The organism is Rahnella rivi, from assembly GCF_019049655.1.
GTDB lineage: Bacteria > Pseudomonadota > Gammaproteobacteria > Enterobacterales > Enterobacteriaceae > Rahnella > Rahnella rivi.
Genome location: NZ_JAFMOX010000037.1, coordinates 19,375 through 36,937, shown reverse-complemented (window position 1 = coordinate 36,937; position 17,563 = coordinate 19,375). Strand labels below are relative to the sequence as shown.

The following is a 17,563-nucleotide window of genomic DNA, read 5'->3' as shown; positions in this document are numbered from 1 at the left end:
ATCATCAACAAATCATTAAAATGAATCATATAAATATAAACAATTATTCAGATTTATATATTAGAGTAAAAAACATCCCAAGGCTAAATAGACAACTCCGCACCTACTATTCAATACATAAAACACTTGATAGAATCCGATTCCTGCAGGACTTTCATTAATAAGTTTTGTGTATGAATTGATGGAGCCTGTAGCCCTCACCTTCAATATTTTATTTATGAATGGATGCTGAAAATGAAAATGAAATACAAAGCTATTGTTAGCGGATTACTTCTGGCGTTAGCTGGAAACAGCTACGCGATTGACGGAAGAATTAACTTCACGGGTGAAATCATTAAAACTGCTTGTGTGATTAACGGCGGCGCTGATAAAGATATTGAGTTAGGTCATTATTCAGCAGCTCAGTTCCGCAATGCGGGTGACACATCCCCGCAACTTGTTGATGTTATACTTCCTCTCACTAACTGCCCGGTCACAAGCACAATACCAAACTTCCGTGTTTGGTTAGAGGCTCCGGCAGTAGACCCTAGTCATCCTAATTTAATTCAGGTAGGAAAAGGGGTTGTCTCTGCTGATATCGCCAAGGGTGTTGGTATAGAAATTATTGATGCAGCCAGCGGTTCCATTATGCCCTTAAATAGACTTTCTGATATTGAATACCCTATCACTGGCACAAGCATGAATATCAACTGGAAGGCATACTATCGTTCGTATGTCGATACTGTAGATATCGAGGAGGGCCTTGCAGAAGCCAGTGTAGACATCACTCTCGACTACCGATAAAAGAATTAACTCGCCAGGTTTCTGGCGAGTTTTCCCCAAAAGGACTTACTCCATATACTAACTGGATTTAATGATCTCATGCGTAAAATAATCATACCTTTAATGAAAATATCGCTAATTTTTATTTTTTCCATTCAGCAAAGTTATGGCGGTGGGATTTTAATTGGGCGTACACGCGTGATATACAATGCTGAGAAAAAAGAAGCCTCACTCCCATTAAGTAATAATTCCGATAACAAACCCTTTTTAATCCAGTCATGGATAGAAAATAGTGATGGGAAAACCCGCGCCCCCTTTGCGCTTACCCCACCCCTCTTTCGTCTGAACGAACATGAAGAAAACAACCTGCGTATTTCATATACGGGTACCGAATTACCTCAGGACAGAGAATCTGTATTTTATATCAACATCCGTGCCATTCCCTCTACTCCTAAAAATGACACAAGTGAATTGATCCTGGTGGTTAAAACACGAATCAAGTTGTTTTATCGTCCGGAAAAAATCGAAGGAAGAGCTTCTGATGCTTACAAAACGCTCATATTCTCAAGAACTCAAGGTCAACTGCATATTAGAAACCCTTCTTCTTATTACGTTGTTTTAAGTTATCTGACATTAGGAAACTCATTACTTAAAGATACTGACATGATCCCACCAGACAGCGAGATCACAGTAAAATTGCCTGATAACAATACCGGTAATACTGTTGAATGGAGAGCAATAAATGATTATGGCGGTGATACGCCCCCAATCAAACACGCACTTTAATTAACATTTTAATTATTCACCAGGAAGCGTTTTGAGACGTCAGGGACAGCCGCCATGGATGATTATCCGTATACGAATAAGGCGAAGGAGCTCATTTATCGACTTCGTTTGCAGCATCATTTTTTGACACTATGTTTTGCACCCGCAATCAGCCTGACGATAAGTTCGGCGCTGGCACAGGAGGTTTATTTCGATCCTCAGCTGCTTGAACATCATGGACAGCCTGCTGATAAAGTAGATCTTTCGGTTTTTTCTCTGAGTGATAAAGCACAAGTTCCTGGTGTGTATAACACCAAGATTTTTGTTAACCAACAGGAGATGTCTGAACAAAACATTTCCTATGTCCAGATGCCTGATGGCTCACTGAAAGCAAATATTACGCCTGATTTACTGCGTGCCTTGAATATTCGCGTGGATGCTTTCCCTGCTTTAGCCAACCATAAACCGGATGCCCCTCTTAACTCACTGGCGTCATACATTCCTGCCGCCGAAGCAAAATTCGATTTTAACCGTATGCGTCTGGATTTGAGCATTCCCCAGGCTGCGTTGAATCAGCAAGCTCACGGGTATGTTGACCCAAAAAGATGGGATGACGGAGTGTCGGTTTTGTTTTCCAATTATTCTTTTTCAGGCTCCCAGCGTCATAATAAAAATGGCAGTGATGACGCAAGCCAGTACCTTAATATGCAAAACGGTTTGAACCTGGGTCCATGGCGTTTACGTAATTACAGTACTTACAGCAGCGGGGACAATGAACAAAGCTGGGATGCCATATCTACCTATGCAGAACGTGATATTAAGAGCCTGAAATCCCAGTTTTTATTGGGGGAAAGCTCAACGTCTGGTGACTTATTTCCCAGCCTGCCATTTACGGGTGTTCAGTTAGCGTCTGATGACAACATGCTGCCCGACAGTCAACGCGGTTTTGCACCCACCATTCGAGGTATTGCCAATTCCAATGCTGAGGTCACTGTCCGTCAGGATGGTTACATTATCTATCAAAGTTACGTTTCGCCGGGTGCATTCGAGATCAATGACCTTTATCCCTCCTCTTTTAGCGGGGAGTTACAAGTCACTGTTAAAGAAGCAGATGGAACGGAACGCAGGTTTAATCAGCCTTTCTCCGCTGTACCCGTTATGCAACGCCCTGGAAGATTTAAATACAGTGGCACACTCGGAAGATATCGTTCGAATGAGAATGGAGATAAAGAACCTAACTTTGCCCAAGGCACAGCGATTTACGGTATCTCTAATGAAATAACTGCCTATGCCGGCACTCTGCTTTCCTCTGACTATGTATCAGGCCTTGCCGGAATAGGGTTTAGTCTGCTTAATTTAGGCTCAGTGTCTGTCGATATTACCCAGGCTCAAACCACACTGGACAACAATGAAAATAGTAGTGGTCAGTCTTATCGAGCCCAATATTCAAAAAATATCGAAACAACAAATACCAATTTCTCCGTTGCCAGTTACCGGTATTCGACGAGCGGATTCTACGATTTTGATGAAGCCAATCAATCGCTGGATGATGCAGTGCAAAATGGTCACAAACGCAGTAAATATCAACTCAGTGTCAACCAGTCACTTTGGGAGGGTGCCAGCTTTTACGCCTCAGCCTATCAGCAGGATTACTGGCGAGACACTAATAAAGAGAAAAATATCACGGTTGGAATGAGTTCAAGTTTTTATAGCATCAGCTATAACCTCTCGTATTCATATAGCCGGGTAAAAGATGAAGAAGATGACCAGCAGATTGCACTTAACATTCGTGTGCCCTTAAGTCGCTGGTTGCCACAAAGTTGGGCGACCTATAATGCTACCCATCAAAAGGGCGACAGTACTCGTCAGCAATTAGGCATGAGCGGCAGAGCTTTAGATGATTATCGCCTCAGCTATTCTGTTTTACAGAGCCATACCAATCAGGGCGGTACAGACAACACAAACCTGAACGCGACTTATCGTTCACCGTACGGGATTTTAAATACCGGGTATTATTATGATAATACTTCTCAACAAATAAGTTATGGGATCTCGGGTGGAATAGTTGGGCACAACCATGGCGTTACGCTTTCCCAACCATTAAGCGAGACTTTTGCTCTGATCGACACCAACGGTGCGAGTGGGGCCAGAGTTCAAAATATTCCTGGCCTGGAAACGAATTGGCGCGGTTATGCCGTTGTTCCCTATCTCACCGCATACTCAGAAAACCGGATCGATCTTGATACCACAACACTTCCCAAAGACGTCGATGTCACGAAATCTTCCGAAATGGTTATACCCAATAAAGGGGCGATGGTTGTTGCTCACTTCGATGCACGAATTGGTGTCCGTGTACTTATTAAGTTGCTCCGTTTAGATGGTGCGCCTGTACCTTTCGGGGCTGTCGCGGTGAATGAGGATCAAACGTTAGAGAATATCGTCGATGAAGGTGGGATCCTTTATTTATCCGGAGTTAAAACTAACGTACCTGTAGATTTTAAGGTGAAATGGGGCATGGCTAAAAATCAGCAATGTAAAGCGACGGTGAATCTAAAACCTTCGCCTGTTTCAGTTCAGACTATTACTGCCTCATGTATTTAGGAAAAAAAATGAATAATAAATCTCATTTCAAAACACACATATTGGCAGTATTGGGCTTTACCCTGTCATGGATTTATCCCGCACATGTATTTGCCGGAGATGCCGTTATCTGCGAGCCCCTTAATGGTGGGGCAAATAGTTACGAAAATAACTTACTGCATGATTTAAAAAGTGTTGAAAATAAAAAGACATTTACGTTCGAAGAAACGCTGAACGGGGGGCAACAAAGCTATCAGATAGCTTGTAACTGTACTGATAGTGATGCAGCAAGTTCAAGCGGAGTACAGATTATATACAGCTTAAGAACATCATTACCAGCCGGACACGCCATAAATTATTATAAAATAAATGATCATGTGGACCTCATGACTCAAATTTCCATTCCTAATAATAATTATATTACTGTCCCCACGACCAATGCAGTCATTGATAAAACACTGCATCGGGATAAAACTAACACAGGTGTATGCAGGCAACATAACACGCACGATACATTCACAACCGGATCTCAGGGGAAATTAAACTTCTACATTACTATGCCTTTTGTGGGTGAAATAAATATCCCACACACTGAAATTGCCCGCGTGTATGCGTCCGCTGCCACATCAGCTAACCCGAACCCTATTTTAGGTACGCCGGTGGCTATTCTGTACCTTAGCGGGACACTGACAGTACCGCAAAGTTGCGAAATAAATGAAGGTGAAATTATTTCCGTCAATTTCGGCGCCATTCAGGCCAGTAAGTTCGTCACTAAAAATGGCCGACCAGATAATTATCGCCCGGTTAACTTTGACATCAGATATAACTGCACAAAGAACGGATTACCCGTGATACCCGCGGGCAATAAATTAACCATGATCCTTGAAGGTCAGGATGTTCAAGATCAGTATTATCTGGTTGCACGGCGTCGCCCTTCCGATAACAAAGCAGATATAGGCATTATGATCGAAAATACGGGGACATATATCCCTTTTACTATGGGCGTTCTTGCGATCAATCAGACCGGGCAGGGGAAACTGTCGCTCGAAGCCATTCCCATAAACCTGGTCGGCGGTGAACTCGACACAGGTCCCTTCCAGGCGACGGCCACGCTTAAAATCGATATCAGATAATTTTCAGGCAGCCATTGCGCTGCCCGAATTTCACCGCTAATTCACAATCTCAATACTCACCAACCGGCTGTCCGCGCGTCCGCGATCGTCTACGGCGCGGATGCGGTATTGCCCGTTATTGATAGGCTGCCAGTTAATGGCGGATTTGCTTGCGGAGCTGCCGAGATAGATATCATCGACAAACCAGTAGACGGTTTTACTGTCCGCGTCAGTGACCGCGTTGAACGAAATCCGGTCGCGCCCCTGCTGGGATTGCCGCAAGGTATACGTCGTGTTTTTAAGCGGCGAGGTAATACGTGGCGGGTTACCACTGACGTCCACGCCGTTATCTTTGCAGTGACTCACCGGCGGTTTGCGCTTAGGTAAACCGGCTTGTGCAAACACGTTAGCCAGGTCCGATGGCCAGAACTCAAACACTTCAGTACGGGTTTCGTCCTCATCAAAGGGCGGACACGCCACGTCACCAGTCAGTTTATCAAGACGCACCGGGCGATAGACGGTATCGACTTTAATCGGTGATTTACCGGGAATAAACCAGGTTTTCCCCTTTTGCTGGCACCAGGGTGTCGGTAAATCACCGCTGGCCAGGCAGATATCCACCCGTTTCAGGTGTTTAGGGAATGCACGCTTCGGCTCCTGCAATGCCGGATAGCTGGCATTGATGCTGTCGATAATATTGAAGAACAGCGGCGCTGCGGCCTCTGCGCCGACAAACACATTATTGCCTTTACTGTCGAAATTCCCCTCCCACACCACCAGCACGTAAGGACCGAAAATCCCGACGCTCCAGGCGTCACGAAATCCCCACGAGGTGCCGGTTTTCCAGTACACGGGCAGCGCGGAGGGCTGTTGGGCCAGCGTATCGCCAGGGCGGCGGTGCTGACGCAACATGTCCAGCGTCATAAAACTGGCTTCTTCACTCAGTAACCGTACCGGTGTGGCCGTTTGTGGATCACTCTTTTGCATCCTCAGCGGTTGCAGCACGCCGCGGTTCGCCAGCAGGGCATACAATTTTGCCAGTTCCTGCATCGTCACTTCCCCGCCGCCCAAGACCAGCGACAGGCCATAGTGGTTTTCGCTGGACATATTCGCAACGCCGGAAAGACGCAGAAACTGATAAAACGACGGCTGACGAAGCTGCGACGCGACATAGACGGCAGGAATATTGCGGCTGAAGTTCAGGGCATCCGTGGCCGTCACGGGCCCGAGAAAGCGGCGGTCGAAGTTCTCCGGCGCATAAGCACCGAAGGCTGACGGCACATCCTTCAGGATAGTCATCGGATGCAACACGCCCTGCTCCATGCCCAGCGCGTAAATAAAGGGTTTGAGTGCCGATCCCGGCGAGCGTTTGGCGTTAGTGCCGTTCACCTGCCCCTGAATACTGCGGTTGTAGTAATCCGCCGACCCCATCAGCGCCCGCACCCCCATATCGCGGCTATCGACCAGCAGCACGGCGGCATTCTGAATACCGCGACTTTGGTTACGGGTGATAAATGCGTTTACCTGACGCTCAACCAGCCGCTGCAGGCCCGCGTCCAGCGTCGTGTCGATGCGGGTATTGGTCTGGATCAGTTGCCGGTTTTGCAGCCTGAGCTGTTCGATAAAATGTGGCGCGACGTAGGGCATCCGCTCCGGCTGGCGCAGCGCCAGCGGTAATCTGAACAGTGAAATCTGGCTGGAATCTGTGACGTAACGTGCCTGCCAGCGCTCAAACAGCCGGTTGCGTGCCTGCGTCAGCGCCGCCCCCAGTACGCCGGTATTGGCATCAATACGAAAACTCGGTGATTGCGGTAAAACAGCCAGCGTCAGCGCTTCAGGTAATGTCAGATCTTTGGGGGCCTTATTGAAATAAATCAGACTGGCGGCGCCGATGCTCTCAATGTTGCGCCCGTACGGCGCGTAGTTCAGATAGGCTTCGAGGATGTCGTGTTTGGAATAACTCAGCTCCAGCTGAACCGCACGTAAAACCTGCATGATTTTGCCGGACGGCGTGCGGGTATTGAGATGCCAGTGCATACGCGCCAGTTGCATGGTGATGGTCGAGCCGCCCTGCATTTTGCCGCCCGCCACATAACTGCGCCAGAATCCACGCAGCAGGCTGACCGGGTTGAAACCGGGGTTAACGTAAAACCAGCGGTCTTCGTGCAACAGCAAACCGTTAATGGCCAGTGGAGAAACCTGTCCGAGCGGCGTCCACAAACGATAGCGGTCATCATTGGCAAGCGTGATGCGCATCAGCGTGCCCTGGCGATCGTAATAGACGGTCGAGAAAGGTTGCCCCTGCGAAAGCGGCGGATGCGGCCACAGACGGCAGACCAGCACGATCAGCGCCAGTAAAAAGACGCCCATCAGAATATTTTGCAGCAGACGTTTTGCTGTGCGGAAGAATGTGGGAATGGTGATCATCTTGCTACCCGGGAAAGGTTACGCCCCGCCGTGAATGGCGGGGCGTAGTCTTCAGACAGTGCCTGGCACCCTCTGTTATTTGTTGTCAGCAGCAGGCACAACCACCAGTTTTTTATCACTGACGGAGAGCGCCTGAACTTCGCGATCGTACATCGCCTCGCCATACGCTGGCGGGATCACAAAGCTGCCGGTATTGGTGGCTTTGATCTGATACACAAACTCCTGTACGTCGGTGCTTGCGCTGCCGTAAATCACCACGCGATCTTCACGAATATCGCTGTAGTCCGGCGCCCACGTTGAACCCGATGCCGCCAGCGGTGACTGCCAGGAAGCCGACGCTTCCGCGTCGCTGTTCTCGTCGCTGCTGTCAGATTCCGGTTCCGGTGGCGTTTGCTGAACCACTTCGAAGCCGCCCGGCAGCAAATCGACAATCGCCAGATTGCTTTGACCTTCTTCTGAATTGGCACGGACTTTCAGATGCACGTTGATTTTCTGCCCCAGCGTGACCTGCGTGACTGCATTGCCTTTTTCATCCGTGTAATCGCGGGTGATTTCCAGACCGCGCGAAATCGCTTTCTTCGGGGCAGCCAGGTCATAACCGGCCTGCGTCACCACATACCAGGCTGGCGCATCGTTACCGTTTTCCACACGTAATGCTTTCGCATCAGCAGTGAAGTTCGCTTTCGCAAACAGCCCCTGAACGCTGGAAATCAGCTGCGGTTCAACATTATTTCTTTTGCTGATCTGCGTGATTTTCAGCGCATCCGGTGCCGTTGCCTGGGCTGCCACCTGTGAGGAATAGCTCTCCAGCGCCAGAATGCTCATCGCCGAAGAATAGGTGGTGTAACGTTCCTCTTTCAGCGATTTGACCATGTTTTCCAGCACCTGCGGCGGAATGGCTGAGACTTTTTCCGGGAAGTGACGGGTGATCAGATACAGCCGCGTTGCGTCCTGCACCAGTGGGTCAAAGTAACTCTGCGTCCACCAGGCTTTGTCATACGCCTTGCTCAGTTGCTTCCATGTCGGCTGCAACAGCGTATTGGCTTCATCATCCATCTTCAGCATGCGATAAGACGACGCCAGATACAGCGCGCTGAGATCGGTTTTCCAGGTGTCCGGATAACGCTGTTGCAGTGTGTCCTGCACCGAGGCCAGTGAACTGGTGGTGATTTCACCCTGACGCGTTAGCAGATACACCGCCCATGCGCGCAGACGTAAGTTGTACAAATCATCATTCTGATTCGCCGCCAATACACGCAATGCGCCGTTGGCCTCTTCCAGCATGCCGGCTGGCAGCGCCACGCCTGCGGCTTTGGCTTCCAGCAAATACTGCACCACATAGGGCGTGACGAACGGATCGGTTTCCGGCGACGAACGCCACAGACCTATCGCGCCGCTGTCGTTCTGACGTGAACGCAGGATCGCCAGCATATCTTTCAATTTCTTACTGGTTTCAGCCTGACTCAGACTGCCTTTCATTTCCGGATGCAGCCCTTCGAGGATCATCGGAACCGAACGGCTGACAATCTGCTCCGAACAGTAGTACGGATAATCCGCCAGATACTGCGACAACCCGTTAGTCAGCACCAGTGGCGAGTTGGAAACTGCCGCTTTGCGCACCGAATATGCATCAAACATCTGACGCAGGTTATCGACGTTCTGGCTGCTGCCGCTCATGCGTCCCATCACCGACTGCGTGCGGAACGGCATCGCAGGTCGCACCGACGTGCTGATGGTGCGGCGGCTGGTTTTATCAGCATACGTAGCGTCAAACACCAGCGGCGCATCGCCCGGCAGGGCTTTGGCGCGCAGACGGAAGTTGATTACGCCTTCGCGTTTTTCGGCCAGCGACAGGTTCTGATCGGCTTTACCGACCACTTCCAGTTGTGGCGGCACGGTCAGGTGGATGGCCACCGGAATGCTTTTTCCGTTCAGACCTTCGAGGTTATTGCTGACCCCGACACTGACGTCAAACTCATCGCCCGGCGCCACCATCGACGGCACATTCGGCGTCATGATGAAGTTGTCGCGCACCGTTGCGGACGTTTGCGCTTTACCGATTTTGTCCGGCGTGACGGAAATTGCCATCACGCGGATTTTACCGTTGAAGTAATCCGGCACCTGGTAATCGAACTGCTTCTCGCCATTTACTTCGGTAATGCCCGACCAGTACGCCACCGGCTTATCACGTTTACGTTTGAACGGATTGACGTTCAGATCCAGCCCTTCACCGGCGTCCCCGCCCGGCGCGGCGGCCAGCTGCATCAGCTTGCTGAACTCCGGCAGGATAAGATCGAGGATTTGCGAGCTTTCCACGCCAAGCTCGCGTTTACGGAAGAAATACTCCAGCGGATCTTTCAGGCGATAACGCGCCACCTGCAAAATCCCCTCATCGACGGCAAACAGCGCAACCTGCTGCGGGCCGTCTGTCATCACGGTCATCGCCAGGTTTTCGCCCGGTTTGATCACTTCAGGCGCATCAACTTCGAGATAGTTCTGACGCGCTTTGGTACTGATTTTGAATGGCATTACGCCGTAGCTGAGCGGGCTCATGAAGATTTCGTCGGAATTCACATCGCGTACGAACTGCACGTTGATATAGCCGTTGCCTTCCATGCCCGCAGGGACGCGGATTTTCTGCACCGAACTGGTGGTATCGGTGTGGAACCACTGCCAGCTGTAGACTTTATCTTTCTCGATGGTGATAAGGCCACTGCCGGTATACGGCGCGTTAACCGACACCTCGATTTCCTCGCCCGGCAGATATTCGCCCTGATTCAGTTTCAGCTTCAGTTCGGCATTTCTGTCCAGCGAACGGCTGAGGTTGGCATTACCGGCGACGGTATAGCCAATGCGGTTCAGCACGTTGCCCTGTGCGTCTTCAACCACCAGCACGAAATCACCCGGTTTGTCCGTCGCCAGCGTCAGGTCATTGCCCTGCGCGGTGAGTGACAGCGGCTGTTCCGACAGCTGCACTTCCTTCATTTTGGACTGATATTTATAAACGCCGGAATCCTGTTTGGTCAGCACCGAAATGTATTTCTGTTCGATCAGTGCAACTTTCAGCGCAGGCAGCGCAATCTGTTTCAGCGTCGGATCAACCGCAATCACATTGAGATGACGCACCGCACTGCGGTTGATGTACCCCAGATCGCCGTCCGGTTTAACACCGACCAGATAATCATACGGTGACACTAAAACCCGTGCGGTAGCGGAAACCGAACGCCCGCCACCGGCCACAAACGCCTCGGACAGCAACTGCAACTGGTAGGTCGCGTCAGCATAGGATTTCAGGTCCAGCGGAATGTTCGCCGCGCCTTTTTCATCGGTGGTGCGGTCTTCCAGTTCTGTTTCGAAGCCGTCGCTGTTCTGGCGGTTCTCATAGAAGGCATATTCCGGGAACTGATCAAAGCTCGGATACATCGGGCGCAGCGTCAGTTTCGACGTCACGCGGCGATCTTGTGCCGGTGTGCCAAACAAATTTTGCACGTCGATATTGGCCTGCAATTCCGACGGTTTCACCCAGCCCTGCTTGCGCTCAGGCGTCAGCTGGAGTTTTACCTTCAGCTGGTCCGGCTCGAACTCTTTCACATTGACGGAGGTATGCCCCAGCAGCGTAGAAGATTCATTGTCTTTGCCGATCAGATACAGATAGACGTTCCATTCGCCGGTAGGCGAATTATCATCAGTCGTGTAACTGAGTTCGTTAAAACCACTGGCACCGAGCGTCAGCGGTACAGTGCTCATCAGCTTATCGCGCGGATCGTGGATCTCAGCGCGAACCGGCACACCGGCCAGCCCGTTACTCCAGTCAGCGGCGCGGGTGATCAGGCCGATATTAAACGTATCGCCAGGACGGTAAACACCGCGATCGGAGAACAAATAGCTGCTCAGCGTGCGCGGATCGTTCGGCGTGATTTCGCCATCAATGTCAAAACGCGAGAAGTCGAGGCCACGATCGTTATCGCGATCGGCAGGCAGGAAGGAGACATCGCCCTCTTTCTCTGCCAGGAACATCACCGGCTGGCGCTCACTGGTATAAACGTCCAGCGCCGGGAAACGCACATGGCCGTCGGCACCGGTGGTTTGCGTCAAAAGCGTGACGCCGTTTTTCGCAATCACCGAGACTTTCGCGTTCGCCACCGGCGTACCGCTGTGAATTGACTGCACAAACACATCGCGGGTTTTATCCTGCGAACGCTTGGCAATAATCCCCAGATCGGTCACAACGACAAAGCGGGAATCGCCCACAGAGGGTTCATCACTGCTCTCTTCTTCCTGATAGACGTTGCCGTCATCATCTGCGGCCGGTTTTTCTTCTTTCTTCTTCGGATCCCATTCCGACAGCGTCAGCAGGAATACGCCACGGTGCGAGTTGGGATCGGTCGAAAGATAGCGTGATAGATCAACGCCCTGATAATTCACCTCACCCGGTTTATCATTATTTACCGCCGTCTGATACTTGAAGTGCTCAGTAAAATACTCGTCATTCAGACGGTTAAATTCTGCCGAGGAATACTGGCGGCTTTTGAAGGAAACGATGTGTTGCAACTGGCCTGGGATCACCCGTTTGATGTCCAGACGCATTCCCGGCACGTTACGCGCCGCAACGCTGATTTGCTTGTCACCGTTGACCGACAGCAGCGAGCCCTGCGACATAAATTGCAGAGACTTCGGATAATCCGGAACCTGCACGATACGGTAGACTTTTTCCGGCATTTTGTAGCCGCCGGAGGAGGTCAGCACGTTATCAATTTCCACCAGCATCGAGCGGTGCGCAGGGGCATCAAAGCGGAAGCTGAACTGCGGCTGGAAATCACTTTCGGCGTCATTGAGCTGAATGTTCAGCGGCGTGGACAGCGCCAGCACGTTATTTTCGATGCTTTGCACTTCCCAGCTGGCGTAATCGTCCGGGCCGGTACCGGCTTCGGTTTCATTCGGATCGTGCTGCGGCAACAGCCAGACTTTCACCGCGCGGCGAATGTCTTTGTCTTTGACCGCATCGCTGAAACCGACAATCAGTGCACGCTGGCCTTTCGCCCCGTCAGCATCCACGACCTGCGCGCTGGCTTCATTTACCGTCAGGCTGTAAAGCGTCGGCACGGAAACCACACCATTTCTGGCTTGTGTCGTGGCGTTCGATGCCACCGAGGCTTTCACGCCCTCACCGATCGAGACGCGCACGGAGCCGCCGTGATCAAGCGATTTAAGCGGTTCAGAATGCACCCACGCATTGAGTTTTTTCTGGTCGTAGACCACGGAATAATTGAGTTTCGACTCGGTTTTGGCTTTCCCTTCGGTCAGGCCAAGCGCGATTTGCTTTTCAAAGCTGGCCACATCCACCGGTGCATTAAATCTGACGTTGAAAATGGCACTGCGTTTTTGCGGATCCTGCGGGTCCTGGTAATACTCCGTTTCCCCAAGCTGATAATCAAACGCCGGCGCAGTGAATTCATAGCGCGTCACGGGCAGTTTGATTTGCGGGGCGAGTAACACGTCAGGCGTGAAATTCACTTCATATCGGGTGCCCATTGGCAGCGGTTTTTTCGGCGTGAATGCCAGCGTGTAGCCACTCAGCCATTTCCACTCGCCTTCCACGGCAGGTTTCAGGGAAATCCCTTTCTCGACCACTTTGCCAACATCGGTCAGCGGTGCAGCGGAGTTTTTGAAGTAAAACGACACCTGCTGCGGCGCCAGTTTCTGCGCGGCGTAGTTCACCGCTTCCGGGCCACTGACCCGCACGCTGGTTTCCTGATAGACCATCGGTGCCGGTTCAATCGGCTGCGGGCGGTTTAACCACCAGTGCCAGCCGTAAACGCCCGCGCCTGCCGCGCACAGCAACACCAGAATCGTCAGGCTGATGGCTTTCGGGTGTTTATCCACCCCGCCTTCCAGGCGTGCAAAACCACGCTTCAGCCCGCCGGACATTGCCGTCCACCAGACCGGCGCACGCCAGTCGATATTGCCGACAACAGGTTTAAAGACGCGCCCAAGCAGACCCAAAATGAAGGCCAGCGCGCGGAGGACGCCTTTTATCAATGTAAAAGGCAGACGAAGTAAGAATTTGAGTAAATCCATTTGTAGCTGTACCCCTAATCCCTGTGACCCATAACCAGAAGTTATTTTTTATGAAACTATTATAAAATTCAGAATATTGCGTAAACGGTGAACAGAATATAAACCCACGCTATCGCGGCGAAGGATAATAATTATTCGACTAAAAAGCCATCACATAAAGCGTAGCAGTCCGGCAGATTTTTCGGCCAATTTCTGCACTGTCAGCGATGCAAATGTGTGAAACAATGGTCGCAGAAATTTTTGAAAAAATTAACCGCGTGGAAGGCAACAGCCAGCATGAAGACCAAACTGATTACCCGCGAAGGCTACGACAAGCTCAAAACCGAGCTGGATTTCCTGTGGCGGGAAGAGCGTCCTGAGGTGACTAAAAAAGTCACCTGGGCCGCAAGCCTCGGCGATCGCAGCGAAAATGCTGATTACCAGTACAACAAAAAGCGCCTGCGTGAGATCGACCGCCGCATCCGCTATCTGACCAAATGCATGGAACAGCTGCGCATTGTCGATTACTCGCCGCAGCAGGACGGTAAAGTGTTCTTTGGCGCATGGGTAGAAGTGGAAAACGACGACGGCGACATCAAGCGTTTTCGCATCGTTGGCTATGACGAAATCTTTGGCCGCAAAGACTATATTTCTATCGACTCCCCGATGGCGCGTGCTCTGCTGAAAAAGGAAGTCGGAGACAGCCTGGTGGTCACCACACCGGTTGGCGATGCGACCTGGTACGTCAATGACATTGACTACGTGAAATGATCAGCTAACTCTCAAAACGCGCAGCGCAATGGCCTGATGGCTGGCATTTTCAGCCTTCAAACCGTATAACTGTGCCCCTGCTTTTACGTCACTCACTAACGAAAAAACTGATACCAGACCTATGAATGATCAACTGAGCCGCATTATCGCAAGTGAATTGCAGGTTCGCCCGGAGCAGGTTGCTTCCGTGGTGCGTCTGCTGGATGAAGGTAATACCGTGCCGTTTATTGCGCGGTATCGTAAGGAAGTCACCGGTGGGTTGGATGATACCCAACTGCGTCAGTTGGACTCCCGTCTGGGCTATCTGCGTGAGCTGGAAGACCGTCGTCAGACCATCCTCAAATCCATCGAAGAACAGGGCAAGCTGAGCGACGATTTGGCGAAAGCCATCCGTACCACGCTGAGCAAAACCGAGCTGGAAGATCTCTACCTGCCGTTCAAACCCAAGCGCCGCACGCGCGGGCAAATCGCGATCGAAGCCGGTCTGGAACCGCTGGCAGAATTATTGTGGAACGAACCGCAAAACGAGCCGGATGCCGCCGCCGCGAAATTTATCGATGCCGATAAAGGCGTGGCCGACACCAAAGCGGCGCTCGATGGCGCGCGTTACATTCTGATGGAGCGCTTCGCCGAAGATGCAGGGCTGCTGGCGAAAGTCCGCGATTATTTGTGGAAAAACGCTCACCTGACCTCCCGCATGGTCGAAGGCAAAGAGCAGGAAGGCGCGAAATTCCGCGACTATTTTGATCACCACGAACCTATTTCTCAGGTGCCTTCGCACCGCGCGCTGGCGATGTTCCGTGGCCGTAACGAAGGTATCCTGCAACTGGCGCTGAATGCCGATCCGCAGCACGACGAGCCGCCGAAAGAGAGCTACGCGGAACAGCTGATCATCGATCATCTCGGTCTGCGCCTGAACAACGCGCCTGCCGATGTCTGGCGCCGTGCGGTGGTCAACTGGACCTGGCGCATCAAAGTGCTGCTGCACCTTGAAACTGAACTGATGGGCACCGTGCGCGAACGCGCCGAAGATGAAGCCATTAACGTCTTTGCCCGCAACATGCACGATTTGCTGATGGCAGCCCCCGCCGGGATGCGCGCCACCATGGGCCTCGATCCGGGCTTGCGTACCGGTGTCAAAGTGGCCGTTGTGGATAACACCGGCAAACTGGTGGATATCGACACGGTTTATCCCCATACCGGACAGGCGGCCAAAGCCGCGCAGCAGGTTGCCGCGCTGTGCATCAAACATAATGTTGAGCTGGTGGCGATCGGTAACGGTACCGCGTCCCGCGAAACAGAACGTTTCTTCCTCGAGCTGCAAAAACAGTTCCCGGCAGTAAAAGCGCAGAAAGTGATTGTCAGTGAAGCCGGTGCGTCGGTGTATTCCGCCTCCGAACTGGCCGCGCTGGAATTCCCGGATCTGGACGTTTCTATTCGCGGCGCGGTGTCTATCGCCCGGCGCTTACAGGATCCGCTGGCAGAGCTTGTGAAAATCGACCCGAAATCTATCGGTGTCGGCCAGTATCAGCACGATGTCAGCCAGTCACAGCTGGCGAAAAAACTCGATACCGTGGTCGAAGACTGCGTAAACGCCGTGGGTGTGGATCTCAACACCGCGTCCGTGCCGCTGCTGACCCGCGTGGCTGGCCTGACCCGTATGATGGCGCAGAATATTGTTAACTGGCGCGATGAAAATGGTCAGTTCCGTAACCGTGAACAACTGCTGAAAGTCAGCCGTCTGGGGCCGAAAGCCTTCGAACAGTGCGCGGGCTTCCTGCGTATCAATCACGGCGACAACCCGCTTGATGCCTCAACGGTTCACCCGGAAACCTATCCGGTGGTCGAGCGTATTCTGGCCGCGACGCAGCTGGCACTGAAAGATCTGATGGGCGATTCCAATGCGCTGCGCGGTCTGAAAGCCAGCGAATTCACCGATGAACAATTTGGTGTGCCAACCGTCACCGACATCATCAAAGAGCTGGAAAAACCGGGGCACGATCCGCGTCCTGAGTTCAAGACAGCGACCTTTGCCGATGGCGTGGAAACCATGAATGACCTGATGCCGGGCATGATCCTCGAAGGCTCCGTCACCAACGTCACCAACTTCGGCGCATTCGTGGACATCGGCGTTCATCAGGACGGTCTGGTGCACATTTCATCTCTGGCAAACAAATTCGTCGAAGATCCGCACACCGTGGTGAAAGCCGGCGATATCGTGAAAGTCAAAGTGATGGAAGTCGATCTGCAACGTAAGCGTATTGCGCTGACCATGCGTCTGGACGAGCAACCGGGCGAAGCACCGGCGCGCCGTTCATCGGCACCGGCTGCGGCCACCCCGCGCGATGGGCAGAAACGTCCCGCACAAAACAAACCGGCAGGCCGCAATGCGGCACCGGCAGGCAATAACGCGATGGCCGATGCGCTGGCCGCCGCACTGGGCAAAAAACGCTAATTTTTTCGTTTTCTCCTGCCAACCGAAAGCCGCTGAATTTTAGCGGCTTTTTTTTATGTACTTTATTTCGACACTTTTTAAAGTCTCTCCTATTGAATCAATCACTGCGGTAAATCAATAAATCGGCCTTTGTACAGGCATAGGATAGCGACGCGGTAGGGACAACCGCGAAGAGGCACGCCTCTTTTCTTTTTGTCTCTTCATGCGTACTAATTATGATAACTATTTTCGTTTGTACTACTTTGCGTATTCAGTACGCCGTCGGTTTCAGACTGACATTTTGCACCAGGGACAATTTCTGAGCAGTATTTCGCAACTAAGTGGGATCACCGGGCACGGAAGCGCGGCGTAGCATTTGTCACGCTGCCCCCAACATGCCTGAACGCTTCGCGAGGAACTATGCAACTTCAATCAAAACGTGCTTACAAAATCACCGGCTTTTCTCATGAGATCAGCCCGGCCTACCGCCAGAAACTGCTGTCGCTCGGCATGCTGCCAGGGTCATTCTTCAACATCATCCGCGTGGCACCGATGGGCGACCCGGTACAAATCGAAACCCGCCGCACCAGCCTGGTGGTTCGCAGAAAAGATCTCGATCTGCTCAAACTCGAAATGCTGGCCTGACCTTTTTGCG

General features: G+C 51.6%; 9 protein-coding genes. 7 read left to right on the top strand and 2 right to left on the bottom strand.

Going from position 1 to position 17,563, the window contains the following annotated elements:
- Positions 1-234 precede the first annotated feature (234 nt).
- The 4 genes from J1779_RS01240 to J1779_RS01225 all read left to right on the top strand — a co-directional run bounded on the left by J1779_RS01240 (position 235) and on the right by J1779_RS01225 (position 5,240).
- Positions 235-783, top strand: a complete 549-nt coding sequence (locus J1779_RS01240; protein WP_217202654.1) for a fimbrial protein — start codon at positions 235-237, stop codon at positions 781-783.
- Positions 784-861: 78 nt separating this feature from the next.
- The gene (locus J1779_RS01235; RefSeq protein ID WP_217202653.1) at positions 862-1,548 is read left to right on the top strand and encodes a fimbrial biogenesis chaperone; all 687 of its coding nucleotides are present in this window, start codon (positions 862-864) and stop codon (positions 1,546-1,548) included.
- 54 nt (positions 1,549-1,602) lie between these two features.
- Positions 1,603-4,128, top strand: a complete 2,526-nt coding sequence (locus J1779_RS01230) for a fimbria/pilus outer membrane usher protein (protein ID WP_217202652.1) — start codon at positions 1,603-1,605, stop codon at positions 4,126-4,128.
- A gap of 8 nt (positions 4,129-4,136) precedes the next feature.
- Complete coding sequence (locus J1779_RS01225) at positions 4,137-5,240, top strand: fimbrial protein (RefSeq protein WP_238485018.1); 1,104 nt, start codon at positions 4,137-4,139, stop codon at positions 5,238-5,240.
- 36 nt (positions 5,241-5,276) lie between these two features.
- Here J1779_RS01225 and pbpC read toward each other — a convergent pair whose 3' ends face one another.
- Together pbpC and J1779_RS01215 are read right to left on the bottom strand one after the other, a co-directional pair.
- A complete protein-coding gene (gene pbpC / locus J1779_RS01220) occupies positions 5,277-7,646 on the bottom strand; it encodes a penicillin-binding protein 1C (RefSeq protein ID WP_238485017.1) in 2,370 nt (789 codons plus the stop codon).
- 75 nt (positions 7,647-7,721) lie between these two features.
- Positions 7,722-13,724, bottom strand: a complete 6,003-nt coding sequence (locus J1779_RS01215; protein WP_217202651.1) for an alpha-2-macroglobulin family protein — start codon at positions 13,722-13,724, stop codon at positions 7,722-7,724.
- A gap of 276 nt (positions 13,725-14,000) precedes the next feature.
- Here J1779_RS01215 and greB point away from each other — a divergent pair, with 276 nt between their 5' ends.
- The 3 genes from greB to feoA all read left to right on the top strand — a co-directional run bounded on the left by greB (position 14,001) and on the right by feoA (position 17,553).
- Positions 14,001-14,474 carry a transcription elongation factor GreB gene (gene greB, locus J1779_RS01210; RefSeq protein WP_056775408.1) on the top strand — a complete coding sequence of 158 codons (474 nt, stop codon included), beginning with the start codon at positions 14,001-14,003 and terminating at the stop codon, positions 14,472-14,474.
- A 121-nt stretch (positions 14,475-14,595) separates the two neighbouring features.
- Positions 14,596-16,929, top strand: coding sequence for a Tex family protein (locus J1779_RS01205; RefSeq protein WP_217202650.1), 2,334 nt, complete (start codon positions 14,596-14,598; stop codon positions 16,927-16,929).
- A gap of 399 nt (positions 16,930-17,328) precedes the next feature.
- On the top strand, positions 17,329-17,553 hold the full coding sequence (gene feoA, locus J1779_RS01200; RefSeq protein ID WP_056775414.1) for a ferrous iron transporter A: 225 nt from the start codon (positions 17,329-17,331) through the stop codon (positions 17,551-17,553).
- The last annotated feature ends 10 nt before the right edge of the window (positions 17,554-17,563 follow it).